The organism is Nitrosovibrio sp. Nv17 (assembly GCF_900119085.1).
Taxonomy (GTDB): Bacteria; Pseudomonadota; Gammaproteobacteria; order Burkholderiales; family Nitrosomonadaceae; genus Nitrosospira.
Genome location: NZ_FPIQ01000003.1, coordinates 36182 through 53393, shown reverse-complemented (window position 1 = coordinate 53393; position 17212 = coordinate 36182). Strand labels below are relative to the sequence as shown.

Sequence of the window (17212 nt, the reverse complement as noted above, 5' to 3'; positions counted from 1 at the left end):
TCTGTTTCGCTCCTGAGTTTTTCGCAAGGCGTGTCCCGGCCCGACACGCCCATGGCGGTTTGCGTACGTCTTTTCGGTCATCATTCTCGCATCGTGTCGCAGTCACAGGTTCTCGCCCGTAAATGGCGCCCCAGGAGTTTCTCGGAGCTGACGGGGCAGGAGCACGTGGTCCGGGCGCTCACCAACGCGCTGGAGCAGAAGAGGCTGCACCATGCCTACCTGTTCACCGGTACCCGCGGCATCGGCAAGACCACCCTTGCGCGCATCCTGGCAAAGGCGCTCAACTGCCAGACCGGCATCACGCCCTCGCCTTGCGGCACCTGCTCCACCTGCACCGAGATCGACGGCGGGCGCTTCGTCGACCTCATCGAGGTGGATGCCGCATCCAGCACGCAGGTGGACGCGATGCGCGAGTTGCTGGAGAACGCGCTGTACGCACCCACCAGCGGCCGCTACAAGGTCTACATCATCGATGAAGTGCACATGCTGTCCAAGCAGGCCTTCAATGCCATGCTGAAGACCCTGGAAGAGCCGCCGGAGCATGTCAAGTTCATCCTTGCCACGACCGATCCGCAGAAGATTCCCGTCACCGTGCTGTCTCGCTGCCTGCAGTTCAACCTGAAGCAGATTCCGCAGTCCTTGATCGCCGCGCGCCTCGAGCATGTGCTGGAGCAGGAGGGAATCCACCGCGATGCCGCGTCGCTGCAGCTGCTGGCACGGTCGGCCCAGGGCAGCATGCGCGATGCACTGAGCCTGCTGGACCAGGCAATCGCCTTCGGCGAGGGGATTGTAGGAGAAGCGGGGGTGCGGGAGATGCTGGGTGTCGTCGATCAGGGCTATCTGTATGATCTGCTCGATGCGTTGTCGCAGATGGACGGTTCCCGCATGCTGGCGATCGCCACCGGGATGGAGGCGCGCAGTCTCTCCTTCGGCGTCGCCCTGCAGGAGCTGGCCGGCCTGGCGCACCGTATCGCCCTGGCACAGGTGGTTCCCGCGGCGATCGCCGAGGATGAATTGGAGCGCGAGCGCATTTTTGCGCTGGCGCAAGCATTCGCCCCGGAGGACATGCAGCTCTTCTATCAGATTCTCATCCACGGGCGTTCCGACCTGGCGTTGGCCCCGGACGAGTATGCCGGTTTCACCATGACGCTGATGCGCCTGCTGGCGTTCATGCCGGAAGGGATCCCGCGTGCCGGCGCATCCGGGCACGATGGCGGGGCGGGAAGGGCTGCCTCCATTGCTTCTTCCACGCCCATGCCCGTTCCTGCGCCCGCCAGGGCAGGTTCGCCGAAAACATCTGCCGTGCCTGCCGTCGACGGGTCATCCGGCGTTACGGGAGTGGGTCAGGAAGAAACGCACGGCGAGGCGGCAGGGGCACCCGATCCATCGTCCGGCGGGCATTTTTCCAGCGATGACTGGCCGGTGATAGCCGCCCGGCTCAAGCTGGCGGGGTTGCCGAGGATGCTGGCCCAGCACAGTGAAGTGAAGCGCGCATCCCAGGATGAAATCGAATTCTGCGTGCCGGAAAAGCACAGGGCTCTCTTCGACAGGAAGCACCAGCAGAAGGTGAACGCGGCGCTGGACGAATATCTGGGCAGGCCGGTACGGCTCAGGTTCTCGATCGGCACCGTCACCGGCCTGAATCCGGCTGCGCTGGAGGATCGTGACAGGCAGGACCGGCAGTCGCGGGCGGTTGCGGCCATCGAGTCGGATCCGTTCGTGCGCGACCTGATAGAGAAATTCGATGCGAAGGTGATTTCCTCCTCGATCAAATCCATTCAATAGCGGAGACGGCACATGATGAAAGGTGGCTTGGGAAATCTGATGAAACAGGCGCAGCAGATGCAGGAAAGCATGAAGAACATGCAGGAGAAGCTGGCGTCGATCGAGGTGGAGGGCCAATCCGGCGCCGGCCTGGTCAAGGTCGTGATGACCTGCCGGCATGATGTCAAGCGGGTGATCATCGACGACAGCCTGATCGGGGACGACAAGGACATGCTCGAGGATCTGGTCGCGGCCGCCGTGAACGATGCGGTGCGGCGGGTGGAGACCACCACGCAGGAAAAGATGGCGGGTCTGGCCTCCGGGATATCCCTGCCGCCGGGAATGAAGCTGCCATTCTGACATACGAGAATACGAGAGTGCGGCCCGACGGTCCGGACGCCATGCCGACAGCCTCCTTTTCTCATGGGTCATGAAAGCGCCCGCCAGTCTCGAGGACCTGGTCGAATCGTTGCGCTGCCTGCCCGGCGTGGGGCCCAGGTCAGCGCAGCGCATGGCCTACCATCTGCTGCAGCGGGACCATGCGGGGGCACAGCGGCTCGCCCATTCGCTTGCCTACGCCCTGGAGCATATCCGCCACTGCGAGAAGTGCAACAACTTCACCGAGGAGATCGTATGCGGCCTGTGCCGCTCCGAGCGGCGTGACGCGGGGCTGCTGTGCGTCGTGGAAATGCCGGCTGACCTGCTGATGATGGAGCAGGCGCACTGCTATCGGGGCATGTACTTCGTGCTGATGGGAAGGCTCTCGCCCCTGGACGGCATCGGCCCGCGGGAAATCCATCTCGATCGCCTGTTGCGGCGGGCCCAGGATGGACAGGTGCGGGAGATCGTACTGGCGACCAATTTCACCGTCGAAGGAGAGGCGACCGCACACTATATCGGCGAGATGCTGCACGGCAAGGGCATGAGAGTCACCCGCATCGCCCGGGGATTGCCGGTGGGCGGGGAGCTGGAGCACGTCGACAGCGGCACGCTGGCGCAGGCCGTGCTCGAACGCCGCGAAGTGCGGGAATAGGGCGCGCCTTGTCTTCCGCGAAGGCACGGCCATTCAGGCCACCCCGGTCACCCCGGCAATCCCCGCGGGGACGATCCGCCGCGAAACGGGATGACGACCCCGGCCGCAAGGGCACCGGCGCCGCTTTCCCTCCCGCGGCTCCCGTCACGCACAAGCTCCACAAGCTGCTGGCTCAGGCAGGCCTGGGCTCCCGCCGCGAGATGGAGGCGCTGATCGCCGGCGGCGGCGTCACCCTCAACGGAAAAGTGGCGACGATCGGAGATCGCGCCGGGCCGGGCGACCTCATCCGTGCCGGCAGGCGTACCGTCCGTCCCGCGCATGGTGGACGGGTGCCCCGGGTCATGCTCTATCACAAGCCCGAAGGGGAGATCGTCAGCCGCAGCGACCCGGAGGGCCGGGCGTCGGTGTTCGACCGGCTGCCGCAGCTGCGGTCCTCCAGATGGATTGCGATCGGCAGGCTGGACTACAATACCAGCGGCCTGCTGGTCTTCACCACGGACGGAGAGCTGGCGAACCGGCTGATGCATCCGCGTTTCGAGGTCGAGCGTGAGTATGCGGTGCGCATCATGGGGCGCCTGGCGCCGGAGACGGTCTCGCGCCTGACGACGGGCATCGCACTGGAAGACGGGCCGGCAAGATTCGAGGAGCTGCTGGATCAGGGTGGCGAGGGCTCCAACCACTGGTACCGGGTGATGCTGAAGGAGGGCAGGAACCGGGAGGTGCGCCGCATGTTCGAGGCGGTGGGCGTGACGGTCAGCCGCCTGATGCGGGTACGCTTCGGTCCCATCGATCTGCCGCCGCGCCTCAGGCGCGGGCAGTGGATGGAGCTGGACGAGACGCAGACCAGGCGCCTGCTGGATCTGGTTGCCTGACTCCCGCCGCGGCTGCATCCCGCGCAGCGCCACCGCGTTCAGGCGAGCTGGTCGCGCTTCAGCAGGAAGACGAATGGGTCCCCGGCGCTGGTTTCCAGCCATGTGAAGGGCAATCGCGGGAATTCCCGTTCCAGGGCGGCGCGGTGGTGGCCGATCTCGACAACCAGCAATCCCTGCTCGTCCAGGTGATGGATCGCCTCGCGCAGTATCCTGCGGGTGGCTTCCAGTCCGTCCGCCCCGCTCGAGAGCGCGATCTCCGGCTCGTGGCGGTATTCCTCGGGAAGCGCCGCCATCGCCGCCGCGTCGACATAGGGCGGATTGCTGAGGATGACATCGTAGCGCCGGCCCCGCAGCGCCGCGAACAGATCGGAATGCACGAGCCGGATCCGGTGCGCCAGGCCGTAGTCCTCCACGTTCCTGCGCGCAACCTGGAGTGCCTCGTGCGAGACGTCCGCGGCGTCGATGGCGGCGTGCTCGAACGCGTGCGCCTGCAGCACGGCGAGACACCCGGAGCCGGTACAGAGATCCAGGGTGGAGCGTACGGCTTCCGGATGCGCCACCCACGGCGCCAGCCGGTCGCTCAGCAGTTCGGCGATGAAGGAGCGCGGCACGATCACGCGCTCGTCCACGTAGAAGCTGAAATCTCCGAGCCAGGCCTCACGCGTCAGGTAAGCGGCGGGAATCCTTCGCTCCACGCGCTGACCGATCATGCGCAACGCCTGCTCCCGCTCCGGGATGGTGAGACGCGCGTCGAGGAATGGTTCCAGCCGGTCCGGCGGAAGATGGAGGCTGTGAAGCAGGAGGTAGGCCGCCTCGTCGTAGGCCGAGGCCGAGCCATGCCCGAAGAAGAGTTCCGCTTCATTGAAGCGGCTGACGGAGAAGCGCAGCAGGTCGCGCAAAGTGCGCAGTTGCGCCGCGGCGCCGGCATAGGGAAAGGAATCGTTCGCCACGGGACGCCGGGAAGGCCTACGGGAGGGACGCCCGCATCATGACTCCGGAAGGGACGCCGGCAGCAGTTCTTCGAGTACCAATCGGTAGATGGTCGGCAGCTGCTCCAGATCGCGCACTTCCACGTACTCGTTCAGCTTGTGGATCGTTGCGTTGCGCGGGCCCACTTCCACCACCTGCGGGCAGATGTCGGCGATGAAGCGCCCGTCGGAGGTGCCGCCGGAGGTGGAGAGCTCCGGTTCGATCCCCGTCACGCGCCGGATCGCCCGGCCGACGGCCTCCACCAGATTCCCCCGGGGGGTGAGGTAGGGCTTGCCGGAGCATTCCCACAGCAGGTCGTATTCCAGGCCGTGCCGGTCGAGGATGCCATGTACCCGGTTCTTCAGGGATTCTACCGTGCTGGCGGTGGAGAACCGGAAATTGAACAGCAGGGTGACCTCCCCCGGAATGACGTTGGTGGCGCCGGTACCCCCCTGGATGTTGGAAATCTGCCAGGTGGTGGGCGGAAAGTATTCGTTGCCCTCGTCCCATCGGGTATGCGCCAGCTCGGCGATGGCGGGCGCGGCAAGATGAATGGGGTTTTTCGCCAGGTGCGGATAGGCGATGTGGCCCTGGATGCCCTTGACGGTCAGGGTGCCCGAAAGCGAGCCGCGCCGGCCGTTCTTGACGGTGTCACCGAGATGGTGGACGCAGGTGGGTTCGCCCACGATGCAGTAGTCGATCCGCTCGCCGCGCGCGCCGAGCGCCTCCACCACCCTGACGGTGCCATCCACGGCGATGCCTTCCTCATCCGAGGTGACGAGCAGCGCGATGGAGCCGCCATGGTCGGGATGCGCCGCGACGAATGCCTCGATGGCGATGACGAATGCCGCCAGCGATCCCTTCATGTCGGCCGCGCCGCGGCCGTAGAGCCTGCCATCCCGGATTTCCGGAACGAAGGGGTCGCTGTCCCATTGATCGAGGGGGCCGGTCGGCACCACGTCGGTATGGCCGGCGAAGCACAGTACCGGAGCATTCGTGCCGCGCCGTGCCCAGAGATTGTCCACCTCGCCGCAACGCATTCTCTCGATGCGGAAGCCGATTCTTTCCAGGCGATCGATCAGGATCTGCTGGCAGCCTTCATCGGAGGGGGTCAACGAGCGGCGGGCGATCAGCGCCTGTGCGAGCGCCAGTACGGAATAGGGCATGGATGTTTCGCGTGGATGGGCGGGATCCGGAATCTAGATTCCGCGCAACAGTTCGTTGATGCCGGTCTTCTCGCGGGTCCGGGCGTCCACCTGCTTGACGATGACCGCGCAGTAGAGGCTGTACCGGCCGTCGGCGGAGGGCAGGTTGCCGGACACCACGACCGATCCCGGTGGAATGCGGCCGTAACCGGTTTCCCCGGTTTCCCGGTTGTAGATCTTGGTGCTCTGGCCGATGTACACGCCCATCGAGATCACCGAATTCTCTCCCACGATCACGCCCTCGACGATTTCCGAGCGTGCGCCGATGAAACAATTGTCCTCGATGATGGTGGGATTGGCCTGCACCGGCTCCAGCACCCCGCCGATGCCCACCCCGCCCGAGAGATGGACGTTCTTTCCGATCTGGGCGCAGGAGCCCACCGTGGCCCAGGTGTCGACCATGGTGCCTGTGTCCACGTAGGCGCCGATGTTGACGTAGGATGGCATCAGCACCACGTTGCCCGCGATGAAGGACCCCTTGCGCACCGCTGCCGGGGGTACCACGCGGAAGCCGCCGTTGCGAAAATCCCTGGAACTGTAGTCGGCGAACTTGGAAGGCACCTTGTCGTAATAATTGGAGAAACCACCCTTGATGAAGCTGTTGTCCTCCATCCGGAACGAGAGCAGCACTGCCTTCTTGATCCATTGGTGCGTGACCCAATTCCCCTCGATCTTTTCCGCCACCCGCAGGGTGCCGCTGTCGAGCAGTTCCAGTACCCGGGCCACGGATTCCTTGAGCCTGGCCTCGACGTTGCGCGGCGTGATTTCCGCGCGATGTTCGAAAGCGTCTTCTATGGTATTTCGAAGCTGATCCATCATGTTCCTTGTGTTCTCCAGGCAGGTGGTAGGGTGAAGCCAGGGTTGCCGGCCTGCGCAACCCGTGCTACAGACAAGACACCAGCATTTTTATGCGTGCGGCCGCCTCGATGCATTCCGCCAGCGGCTCGACCAGGGCCATCCGCACGAAGTTCTCTCCCGGATTGATGCCATGAGAATATCGTGCCAGATAGGTTCCCGGCAGCACCGTCACATTATAGTCATGATAGAGCTTGCGGGCGAATATGACATCGCTGATGGGGGTTTTCATCCACAGATAGAATCCCGCATCCGGCCGGGAGACCGGCAGGGTATCGACCAGGGCATCGATGACCGCGATGAACTTCTCCTGGTAAAGGCGGCGGTTCTCGGCCACGTGGGATTCATCGTTCCATGCAGCCTCGCTCGCCGCCTGTACGGCCGGGCTCATCGCGCTGCCGTGGTAGGTGCGGTAGAGCAGGAATTTTTCCAGCAGTGACGCATCCCCCGCCACGAATCCCGAACGCATGCCCGGTACGTTGGATCGCTTGGACAGGCTGTTGAAGGCCAGCAGCCGGGGATAGCCCGTGCGGCCGAGACGGTGCGCCATCTCCAGGGCGCCGGACGGGGGCACATCCCCCTCGAAATGGATCTCGGAGTAGCATTCGTCCGCTGCAATGACAAATCCATATCGGTCGGAAAGTTCGAAGAGCCGGCGCCATTCCTCTTCGGACAGGATTTTTCCGGTGGGATTGGCGGGCGAGCAGACGTATGCCAATTGGGTGTGTGACCAGGCATCGTCGGACAGCTGCGCGAAATCGAGGGCGAAGTCATCCTCCGGCAGGGTGTTGAGGAAACTGGGCGCGGCGCCGGCCAGGATGGCGGCGCCCTCGTATATCTGGTAGAACGGATTGGGGCACGCCACCATCGCCTGGGGAGCGGATGGATCGATGATCGCCTGGGCGATGGAGAACAATCCCTCGCGGCTGCCGTTCACGGGCAGTACCTGGGTTTCCGGATCCAGGTCGGGCAGGCGATAGCGCCGCGCCAGCCACGAGGCGATGCTGCTCCGCAGCGATGAGTTTCCAAGCGTTGTGGGATAATGCGCAAGGCCGGCGATGTGCTCGCTGAGGGCCTGGCTGATGAAGGCCGAGGTGGCGTGCCTGGGTTCGCCGATGTGCAGGTTGACCGGCGAGAAATCCTGATTGGGGGTGATACCCTCGAATAGCGCCTGCAGCTTCTGGAAAGGGTAGGGCTGAAGTTGGGCGAGCCGCGGGTTCAATTTCGAACTGGATTCTGCGGTTGAATACAGGACACCGGGAATCGTGCGCCCCGTTCCCATGGCGAAACGGCATGGCCACGGGGAGAGGGTGTCATGGATGGCGGCAGCGGGTCACGGGTGGGCGACGGGCGCAATGGGCGACGGTCCATCGGATCGGGTTCAGGGAGCTTCAGAGAGCGGTATGTATCGGATTATGCTGAATCTGTTTTCCTGCCCAGGGCGTCCCCTCGTTCAGGGAAGCCTCATGATGCAGCGGAATTATAAACCCAAATCCGGCCTCAAGCAGGGTATTTTTGGTTAACACCATGACATGCAATGATTTTGTCCTCCTTGGGATCTCTTCTGAAACGGGGATGAATCACGGCGCTTCCGGCCATGCGCCCTGATCCGGAGCGGCGGATTCTGCTGCCCGTGGCGGCCCTGTTCACGGGAGCCGTGGCCTGGGGGCTGCTCTGGTATCCTTACCGGGTACTGGAGCAGGCGCAGGTCAACGGTGCGGTGGCTGCCGCGGCGACCTATTTCATTGCACTGCTGCTGGGGCTGGGGGCATTCCGCGGAGAACTGCGCATGGCCCATGTCCTTGGTGGGGAATGCTGGCTGCTGCTGGGAATCGGGCTGTTCGCGGGATGGAGCAATCTCGCCTACGTGCTGGGCGTCATCCATGGCGAGGTCATGCGGGTACTGCTGTTGTTCTATCTCGCTCCGCTGTGGACGGTCCTGTTTTCGCGATTCTTCCTGAGGGAGAGACTGAGCGCTCCGGGATATCTGGTCATCGCCGTCTCGCTGGCGGGTGCGGTGACCATGTTGTGGGAGCCGGCGAGCGGCTCCCTGCTGCCTTCCAGCTATGGCGACTGGATGGGCGTGTCGGCGGGGTTCATGTTTGCGCTCATGAACGTGCTGAGCCGCAAGGACCAGCGCCACACGGTGCGGTTGAAATCCGTGGCGGTATGGGTGGGGGTGACCCTGATCGGGTTTGCATACAGCCTGTTCCTGCCGGGGGGGCTGCTGCCGGCAGGCATTTCCGCCGGCCATTGCCTGCTGCTGCTGGGCCTTGGCGTGATCGTGTTCGCGGTGAGCATCGCGATGCAGTATGGCGTCACGCACGTGCCCGCGAACCGGGCCATCGTGATCATGCTGTCCGAGCTGGCGGTTGCAGCCGTGGCTGCGCACTACCTGACCGATGAGGTCATGACGCCCCGAAGCTGGGTGGGAGGCACGCTGATCGTGTCGGCGAGCCTGTTCTCCGCGAGAATGAACCGGGCGCCGGACGGATGATATCCTGTTGCCCACATTTGCATCGGGGCGTGCGCAAAACATCCGGAGAGCGGTAGACGGAGGAGAAGGAATATGCGTCATCATGTCGTGTTTCTGGAGCGGGACTCCATCCGGCTGCCCATGCACCGCCCGGGCTTCGAGCACACCTACGAGGAGTATGCCAGCACTGCGCCGGATGAAGTGGTGGCGCGCCTGCAACGGGCGAGCGTGGCCATCATCAACAAGATCGTGTTGGATCGCCGCGTCCTTGCGGAGCTTCCGCGGCTGAGGATGATCGCCCTCACGGCGACGGGCTACGACTGCATCGACGTCGCCGCCTGCCGCGAACACGGCATCGCCGTGGCGAACGTCCGTGGTTACGCGGTGCATACCGTGCCGGAGCATGTGTTCATGCTGGTGCTCGCGCTGCGCCGGAACCTGCTGGGCTACCGCCAGGAGATCGAGCACGGTGCCTGGCAGCGATCGGAGCAGTTCTGCCTGTCCACCTACCCCATCTCCGAGCTTTCCGGTTCCGTCATGGGGATCGTCGGCGCGGGCGCCATCGGCCGGGCGACGGCTGCCATCGCGCGCGGGTTCGGCATGCGGGTGCAATTCGCCTTGCATGCGTCGCGCTCCGATCGGTCCCGGGCGCCGGAGGCCGGATTCGTGCCGTTCGACCGCCTGCTGGCGGAGTCGGACGTCCTGACGCTGCACTGCCCGCTGACGCCGGCCACGCGCCACCTCATCGGCATCGATGAGCTGCGCCGGATGAAGCGGAGCGCCCTGCTGGTCAACACCGCGCGCGGCGGCCTGGTGGACGAGGCGGCACTGGTGCGGGCGTTGGAAGAGGGTCTGATCGCAGGGGCGGGTTTCGACGTGCTGTCCGAGGAGCCGCCCGCCGGCGGGAATCCCCTGCTGGCCCTGCGGCGCCCGGACTTCATCCTGACGCCGCACATGGCCTGGGCATCGGATGAGGCCATGCGGACACTGGCCCGGCAGGTCGTCGACAATATCGAGGCCTGGGCGGCAGGGACCCCGCGCAACCTGGTCACGTGAGGCGGAATCCGCGCATGCGGTACAATGCGGCGTACCGGGCGGCTGGCCAGGGGGAAGCGCCCCGGCTGCGCGCCGCTTTCGTGCCGTCTTTCATGGATGATGGACATGTTGAGAAAATTCGCGATGGTCATCGGCCTGCTTCCCGTCATGGCCCATGCCCAGCAGAACAAGTTCGAGTACGAATTCGACCATGAACGCCCATGGGTCGAACTGCAGACGCAGCTGCCGGGGTATCCCCAGCCCGAGAACCTGCTGCAGTTTGATCCCGGGCCCGTCAGCGACAATACGCATCTGGTCGACGCTTCGTCCATCGCGGTGGGCGAGGACGGCGTGGTGCGCTACAGCCTGGTCATCCGTTCGCCTTCGGGGGCGATGAACGTGAGCTACGAGGGGATTCGCTGCCAGACGGCGGAGAAGCGCACCTACGCCTATGGGCGCAACGACGGCACCTGGGCGCGGGCACGGCTGTCCAGGTGGGTGGACCTGGAGAATCTCGCCCAGAATTATGCGCAGCGGGCGCTCTACCGCTACTACTTCTGTCCCCTGGGCATCCACATGGTGAGGGATGCCAGGGAAGCCGTCGATGCGCTCAAGGCGGGGGTGCATCCCCGCGCTGTGCGCCACTGACCCGGTATCATTCTATCCTTGGGGGCTTTTTTCCATGTGGCCGCAGTACTTCTGCAGATCCTCTGGCAGTTCCTCGGGACAGACGCCGCACCGGCGGTTGGCCGGCACGGCGTAGTCCATGAAGATGGGGTAGGGAAGGTCCAGGCGCGCCATGATCTCCCGGAATTCCGCCAGGGTGCGGCCTCCCAGGCGCGGGTTGCGCGCTTTCTCCTGCGCGATGGATGAGACGCGGCGGCCATGGTAGTCGTGCCCGGGAAACACCAGACAGTCGTCCGGCAGGGAGAACAGCTTTTCCGTGACACTGCGGTACAACGTATCTGTGTCGCCATTCTGGAAATCGGTGCGTCCGCACCCCTCGATCAGCAGCGCATCCCCCGTGAAGACCCGGTCATCGCAATGATAGGCGAAGTGGCCGGCGGTATGGCCGGGCGTATGCAGAGGGTTCAGAATGACGTCCCCCATCCGCAGGGGAATGCCTTCCTGGATGCCGGTGTCGGTGCAGGTCAGCCGGTCGATCGCCGGGGCGGCGATGCGGCTGCCGGTCCGTTTCCTGAGCTCGAGCGCGGACGTGACATGATCGGCGTGGATGTGCGTATCCACGCTGTACACCAGCTTCAGTCCCAGCCGCGCGAGTTCGGCCAGGTCGCGCTCCAGCGTGGCGATCACCGGATCGATCAGCATGGCCTGGCCCGTTTCCGCGCAGCCGAGCAGGTAGGTGTAGGTGGAGGACACGGGTTCGAACAGCTGCCGGAATATCATGATGCCTTGCGTCCGGGCCGGTCGTCAGCGTGAGCGTTCGTAGAGTATCCGCGACCGGATGCCGAGCCGGCAATAGCCCAGGATCGGGCCGGGCAGACCGGCGATCGCGCTCCTGAAATCCTTGATTTCCACAGGGCCGATGCGTCCCGGCGTGACGGGGACATAGGCGAACGCCAGCCCCATCCGGGTTGCTTCCGCTTCCATTTGGCGGTGGTCCGGGTGCACGCCGCCATCCTCCTCGTCCGGCCGGTTGCAGACGATGCTGTGAAACCCCGCGGCCTTGATGTGTGCCAGATCCTCCAGGCTGATCTGTGGACTGGTCGAGAAGTGATGGTCGAGGTGCGTCAGGGGTTTCATGGAATCGTTCCTTTCGAGGTGGCGGATGACAGCAGCACCAGGTTGTCCCGGTGGATGAGTTCGGATTCACCGACGTAGCCCAGGGCCGCTTCGATTTCGCGGCTGGTCCTGCGCAGGATGCGACGGGTCTCGGCCGAGTTGTAGTTGGTGAGCCCGCGCGCGATTTCCCTGCCTGCCGGATCGAGGCAGCCGATCGCCTCGCCTCGCTCGAAATCGCCACGGACGTCCGTCACGCCTATCGGCAAAAGGCTTTTGCCGCTGAGCGTCAGCGCCTCCACCGCGCCGGCGTCGAGCACCACGCTGCCACGCATCTGCAGGTGGTCGGCAAGCCATTGCTTGCGAGCCGCCAGTACCGGAGTTGCCGCCAGCAGTCGCGTGCCGATGGCTTCCCCCTGCACCAGGCGCAGCAGCACGTCGGCCTCGCGCCCGGAAGCGATGATCGTGTGGGCGCCGCTGCGCGCTGCGCGCCTTGCCGCACCCAGCTTGGTCAGCATCCCGCCGCGCCCGATGCTGCTGCCGGCGCCGCCCGCCATCGCTTCCAGCGCCGGGTCGCCGGCACGGGCCTCGCGAACCAGGGTAGCGTCGGCATGCCTGCGCGGATCCGCCGTGAACAGGCCGTCCTGGTCGGTGAGAATGATCAGCGCGTCGGCTTCGACCAGATTGGCGACCAGCGCGGCCAGGGTGTCGTTGTCGCCGAAGCGGATTTCGTCGATGGCGACCGTATCGTTTTCGTTGATGACGGGAATGACGTTCAGGTTCAGCAGCGTGGTCAGGGTCGAGCGTGCGTTCAGGTAGCGCTTGCGATCCGCCAGATCCTCGTGGGTCAGCAGGATCTGCGCAGCGTGGATCCCGTGCTGGCGGAAGCAGGACTCGTACGCCTGCACCAACCCCATCTGTCCGACCGCGGCGGCGGCCTGCAGGTCATGCAGCGCCCGTGGGCGCCGGTTCCAGCCCAGGCGCTGCATGCCTTCCGCGATCGCGCCGGATGAAACCAGCACGACTTCCTTGCCGGTCTTCCTGAGCCTGGCGATCTGCTCCGCCCAGCCTGCCAGCGCAGCGTGATCCAGTCCCTGCCCCTGGTTGGTGACGAGGCTGCTGCCGACCTTGACGACGATGCGTCGTGCGGATTCCAGGGTGAATGGCATGAGGCGGGGGCGGATGTCGATGATGACGTCATGTCCGCGCGCACCGACGGCTCGGATGCCTTCCGGAAGCACGGACAGAGAGCAGTATAATCGCTGGCCTCCATCTTATAAAGGCCGCCGTTCCGATGCCTGCCTGATTCTGTTGCACCACCGGTTTTTTTGTGTATAATAATAAAAATAATTCTCATTAAAATATACCTGCATGGAGCCATCCGAGCTGTCCGATGCAGGCAAAGGGAGTCAGGCCGTGTCTTTCGTTGGTTTCCAATCGCTTTCCCCCGATTCCATTGCGCATGCGCCAGGCGTGTCCTGCGGGCATCGCCGTGCGCTGCAATCGTGACCCTGCCGGTCACGTGACGTGCGTGGGCAATACCGAAAGGCCCGGATCACCAGCCGTTTTTGTTATTGACAATGATTCTTATTATCACTAGACTGATTGCAACGGATACCAATACCCCAGCGCTATCCTAGCCTGGCGTAGCACATTCATCGGTTCATTGCCAGCCAGCCGGACCTTCACTTCCCGCAGCCAGCCTTGCAACGGAAAGCCCTTTCATTGGAAAGAGGAGGGTTTTCCGCATCTCCTGCCAGCCAGTCCTCGGCAACTCTCGGACCAGCCAGCCCATTAAGCGGTATGTCCCGTGCCGCGTGCGCGGGTTTTCATACGTAAGCTATCTATATCGATGTTTTTTTGGAGGGATTTTCCATGAAACTGAAAGCGATTGCAGTTGCAGCAGGTCTGGTGCTGGCGGGTCCGGCGCTTGCCGATTATGGCAATGGTCCCGATCCGTATGCGCCGGGCTACGGGTTCGATACGCCTACCGAGGCATCCTGGGGCGGCTGGACCCGCGGCGACGCGGGCACCGTCTACGCCGAGTGGGATAGTTTCACCGGCGGTTCCGCCGGTACGGGTTCCCGTGAGGCCGATTACGGGTTTCTGGGCGCCAACACCGCCACGCTGAGCTGGAACAACGCCTTTGTCGCCGGTTCCGGCAACCTGTACGCCTTCAGCGGGACGGTGCAGAGCTACACCATCAACGTGACGCCCACCACGGCATTCAGCGGGCCGGTGACGGTGGCGCTGCAGTTCGAGACCTGGGGCACCCCGATCGACTATAACAGCGTGAAGCTGAACGGTCTCGCGCCGTCGAACGTCGGCACCGGGCCTACGCCGCCACCCCCCGGGGAGGGATTCCCTTCTAATCCCGTCTGGATAGACATTCCCGGGGACGTGACGTACTTCGGGCCGACCAGCAGCAGCATCGGTGCCGTCGACCTCAGCCAATACCTGGCGGTGTGGACCCTGGATTCGGCGCCGGCCAGCTTCGACTTCGCCTTCAACAGCACCTACGTGCACCAGAGCTTCGCGCAGGTGGCGGTGGACATCGCAGCGGCCCCGATTCCGGAGCCGGGCGAGTGGGCCATGCTGCTCGCCGGCCTGGGGCTGATGGGCGCGATCGTGCGCCGCCGCAACACCGGCGGCAAGGCCTAGCAGGAAGCAGGGCGTCGGGCATCACCGCAGGCGGGCAACCGTATGGTCGGTACGTACAGGGGCTGCCTGCCGGCGGGGGTGCTGCTCGTTCTGGCGTCGCTCGCTCAGGCCGACACCACGGCCGCGAGCGGAGGCGCGGGAGCGGTTGCTTCATCCGTTTCCCCGGCGTCCTCATCGGTCCTTCCTCCCTGCACGGGGCGCGTACCCAGCAGCGCGCCTGCCGCTACATCCTCCCCCTCCGAGGCTGGTTCCCACCAGCCGGTAGCGGGTACACCGTGCAAGGAGCCTCCGCCCATGGGTTCGGGGGAGGCAGGGGCTCTGCCTGAAAACACGTCTGGAAGCGCTCCCGAAAACACATCCGAAAGGATTCTGCTCGCCGACGCGAAGGAGGGCGAGCCTGGCGGCAACGTGCTGCGCACGATATCGGTGACTGCGCCCAAGGTCGAGAAGGATCCGAGCCGCGCACCGGTCACCCTCAACGTCATCTCGGTGGAGGAGATCCAGGAAATGGTCGCCACCTCCATCAAGGACGTCATCCGCTACGAGCCGGGCATCTCGGTGAGCAACAACGGCTCGCGCTTCGGCCTGGGCAGCATCAACATCCGCGGCCTGGACGAGAACCGGATCCTCATACAGATGGATGGCATCCGCCAGGCAGACAGCTTTACCATCGGTGGGTACTCAAGCGCCGGGCGCAACATGGTCGACGTCGGCATGCTATCGGGAGTCGACATCCAGCGCGGCGCCGGCTCCGCCCTGCAGGGCTCTGAAGGCATAGGCGGGGTGGTCTCGTTCCGCTCGCCCGAGCCGGAGGATTTTCTGCGGGGACGTTCGTTCGCTGTGAGTCCCGAGGCCATCTACCAGGGCGTGGACCGTTCCCTGGGGTTGATCGGCACGCTGGCGGTGGGCAACGATCTCGTCAAGCTGATGCTGCGCGGGGTGCAGCGTCGCGGGCAGGAATTCGCCAACAAGGGCGACGTGGGGGGCTTCGGCTTCGAGCGCACCAAGCCCAACCCACAGGACGTCAATACCCTCAACGGCCTGGCCAAGCTGGTGTTCACGCCGTTTCCCGGCTACCGCGCCACGCTGGCCGCGGAGGGCTTCGAGCGGGTCATCGATACGGACTACATGTCCTTCCCGCGAGGAGGAGGTACCGGCAGGATTGCCGTCGATGCGACGGACACCTACCGGCGCGGGCGCTTTTCATTGGACCAACGCCTGTCTGGCAGCCGGCTGGGGACGATCGACCTCAAGTTCTACCGGCAGGTCAGCCGTACAGGCCAGCTTTTTTTCGATGAGGGGCGTCAGATGTATCGCGGCAGCCTCAAAAAAACATTAACCGAGCGTGAATTCTTCTTCGAGCAGATCCTGACCGGTACACGGCTGCAGACCGAGTCCATCTTCGAGCTCTTGGGCGCGCACACCCTCATATGGGGGGCGGAAGCCTTCCGCACCGACACCCGGCAGATGCGTGATGGCATGTTTTTGCTCTCGGACGGATCGATCACCAAGGAAGTCGGTCCCGATATCATGCCTACACGCGATCTTCCGCCCTCCAGCACCACCCAGGTGGCGCTGTTCTTCCAGGACAACTGGCTGCTGATGGATCGCCTTACGCTGGTGACCGGCCTGCGGTACGACAACTACCACCTTGATCCCAAACCGGATGGGTTGTTCATTGATCGCAATCCTGGCGTTGCCTCATCTGGGGTCCGGTTCGATGCCTTCTCGCCCAAGGCGTCCCTCATTTTCGACGCGGGATGGGGATTCTCCTTCGTTGCCCAGTACTCGCAGGGGTTCCGGCCACCGCCCTACAACAACGTGAACATCGGTTTCACCAACGTCGGGCTGGGCTATGTCGCAATCCCCAATCCCGATCTCAAGCCGGAGATCGTGCGCGGGGTGGAACTGTCGGTGCGCCACCATACCGATCGCGGTTACGCGATGTTCACCGCCTACGACAATCGTTACGAGGACTTCATCAACCCTTTCATCACGCTCGATTGTCCCGCGAATCCGCTGTGCGTTTCCAATCCTCAATATGTGCCGAATAGGCCCAACCAGAATGTAGGGCCCTATCTCACCACGTTTCAGGCAGGTAACCTTCCGCGGGTGCGCATCTACGGCTTCGAGGGTCGGCTGGACCAGCGGCTGCCCTGGGGCTTCCGCCTGCGCGGCAGCTTCGCCTGGACCAAGGGGCGCGACCTGGACAGCGGCCTGCCCATCATCCAGGTCAATCCCCCTACCGGCGTGCTGGGGCTCGCTTACGAGCACGGCCCGTTCAGGATCGAGGGGCTGGTCACGGCGGCGATGCGCAAGACCCTCAAGGAGTCGCGAGGGGTGACGCGCATGATCCAGCCGCCCGCCTACTCGGTGGTGGACCTGCTGGCGCAGTGGCGCTTCAGCCCCAATGGCCGGCTGAACGTGGGGATATTCAACCTGTTCGACAAGAAGTACTGGCACTGGGCCGACGTCCCGGTGCAGGACGTGCACGTGGCCGAGACCCAGGGCGGGCCGGATCGCTACACCCGGCCGGGCCGCAGCTTCTCGATCAGCATCAGTCATCGTTTCTAGCCGGAGGGATTGACGTCGGGTGCGGTGC

Annotated in this window: 17 protein-coding genes; 9 read left to right on the top strand and 8 right to left on the bottom strand. The window is 64.4% G+C overall.

Annotation, left to right across the window (positions count from 1 at the left end; translation table 11 throughout):
- Positions 1-93: 93 nt before the first annotated feature.
- From dnaX to rluB, 4 genes are all read left to right on the top strand, one after another.
- Positions 94-1785, top strand: a complete 1692-nt coding sequence (gene dnaX / locus BT108_RS02880) for a DNA polymerase III subunit gamma/tau (protein ID WP_083566155.1) — start codon at positions 94-96, stop codon at positions 1783-1785.
- A gap of 15 nt (positions 1786-1800) precedes the next feature.
- Positions 1801-2124, top strand: coding sequence for a YbaB/EbfC family nucleoid-associated protein (locus BT108_RS02875; protein ID WP_177257243.1), 324 nt, complete (start codon positions 1801-1803; stop codon positions 2122-2124).
- Positions 2125-2194: 70 nt separating this feature from the next.
- Entirely contained in the window at positions 2195-2797 is a 603-nt protein-coding gene (gene recR, locus BT108_RS02870; protein ID WP_072293049.1) for a recombination mediator RecR, read from the top strand.
- 8 nt (positions 2798-2805) lie between these two features.
- Positions 2806-3669, top strand: coding sequence for a 23S rRNA pseudouridine(2605) synthase RluB (gene rluB, locus BT108_RS02865; protein WP_143142371.1), 864 nt, complete (start codon positions 2806-2808; stop codon positions 3667-3669).
- Between the two features lie 38 nt (positions 3670-3707).
- Here rluB and prmB read toward each other — a convergent pair whose 3' ends face one another.
- The 4 genes from prmB to dapC form a co-directional block, all read right to left on the bottom strand.
- Complete coding sequence (gene prmB, locus BT108_RS02860; protein WP_072293048.1) at positions 3708-4619, bottom strand: 50S ribosomal protein L3 N(5)-glutamine methyltransferase; 912 nt, start codon at positions 4617-4619, stop codon at positions 3708-3710.
- A 36-nt stretch (positions 4620-4655) separates the two neighbouring features.
- Positions 4656-5804, bottom strand: a complete 1149-nt coding sequence (gene dapE / locus BT108_RS02855; RefSeq protein ID WP_072293047.1) for a succinyl-diaminopimelate desuccinylase — start codon at positions 5802-5804, stop codon at positions 4656-4658.
- A 33-nt stretch (positions 5805-5837) separates the two neighbouring features.
- Positions 5838-6659: a 2,3,4,5-tetrahydropyridine-2,6-dicarboxylate N-succinyltransferase gene (gene dapD, locus BT108_RS02850; protein ID WP_072293146.1), complete on the bottom strand. Its 822-nt coding sequence runs from the start codon at positions 6657-6659 to the stop codon at positions 5838-5840.
- Positions 6660-6726: 67 nt separating this feature from the next.
- The gene (gene dapC / locus BT108_RS02845) at positions 6727-7920 is read right to left on the bottom strand and encodes a succinyldiaminopimelate transaminase (RefSeq protein ID WP_072293145.1); all 1194 of its coding nucleotides are present in this window, start codon (positions 7918-7920) and stop codon (positions 6727-6729) included.
- Positions 7921-8295: 375 nt separating this feature from the next.
- On the opposite strand from dapC, the gene BT108_RS02840 reads away from it, so the two are divergent.
- The 3 genes from BT108_RS02840 to BT108_RS02830 all read left to right on the top strand — a co-directional run bounded on the left by BT108_RS02840 (position 8296) and on the right by BT108_RS02830 (position 10857).
- Positions 8296-9195, top strand: a complete 900-nt coding sequence (locus BT108_RS02840) for a DMT family transporter (RefSeq protein ID WP_072293046.1) — start codon at positions 8296-8298, stop codon at positions 9193-9195.
- 72 nt (positions 9196-9267) lie between these two features.
- Positions 9268-10230 carry a D-2-hydroxyacid dehydrogenase gene (locus tag BT108_RS02835; RefSeq protein WP_072293045.1) on the top strand — a complete coding sequence of 321 codons (963 nt, stop codon included), beginning with the start codon at positions 9268-9270 and terminating at the stop codon, positions 10228-10230.
- Between the two features lie 105 nt (positions 10231-10335).
- Positions 10336-10857 carry a CNP1-like family protein gene (locus BT108_RS02830; protein WP_072293144.1) on the top strand — a complete coding sequence of 174 codons (522 nt, stop codon included), beginning with the start codon at positions 10336-10338 and terminating at the stop codon, positions 10855-10857.
- Positions 10858-10869: 12 nt separating this feature from the next.
- On the opposite strand, the gene BT108_RS02825 is transcribed toward BT108_RS02830, so the two are convergent.
- The 3 genes from BT108_RS02825 to proB are packed head-to-tail and all read right to left on the bottom strand — an operon-like array spanning position 10870 to position 13118.
- Positions 10870-11616, bottom strand: a complete 747-nt coding sequence (locus tag BT108_RS02825; protein WP_072293044.1) for an MBL fold metallo-hydrolase — start codon at positions 11614-11616, stop codon at positions 10870-10872.
- A 24-nt stretch (positions 11617-11640) separates the two neighbouring features.
- Complete coding sequence (locus BT108_RS02820) at positions 11641-11973, bottom strand: protein tyrosine phosphatase family protein (protein ID WP_072293043.1); 333 nt, start codon at positions 11971-11973, stop codon at positions 11641-11643.
- A complete protein-coding gene (gene proB / locus BT108_RS02815; protein ID WP_072293143.1) occupies positions 11970-13118 on the bottom strand; it encodes a glutamate 5-kinase in 1149 nt (382 codons plus the stop codon). The genes BT108_RS02820 and proB overlap by 4 nt, the downstream gene beginning before the upstream one ends.
- A gap of 706 nt (positions 13119-13824) precedes the next feature.
- Between proB and BT108_RS02810 the strand changes: the two genes are divergently transcribed.
- On the top strand, positions 13825-14610 hold the full coding sequence (locus tag BT108_RS02810) for a PEP-CTERM sorting domain-containing protein (protein WP_072293042.1): 786 nt from the start codon (positions 13825-13827) through the stop codon (positions 14608-14610).
- Between the two features lie 104 nt (positions 14611-14714).
- Here BT108_RS02810 and BT108_RS13760 read toward each other — a convergent pair whose 3' ends face one another.
- Positions 14715-14891 (bottom strand): hypothetical protein, encoded by a 177-nt coding sequence (locus tag BT108_RS13760; RefSeq protein WP_177257235.1) that lies wholly within the window; start codon positions 14889-14891, stop codon positions 14715-14717.
- A 13-nt stretch (positions 14892-14904) separates the two neighbouring features.
- Here BT108_RS13760 and BT108_RS02805 point away from each other — a divergent pair, with 13 nt between their 5' ends.
- Positions 14905-17184 (top strand): TonB-dependent hemoglobin/transferrin/lactoferrin family receptor, encoded by a 2280-nt coding sequence (locus tag BT108_RS02805; RefSeq protein WP_072293041.1) that lies wholly within the window; start codon positions 14905-14907, stop codon positions 17182-17184.
- Positions 17185-17212 lie beyond the last annotated feature (28 nt).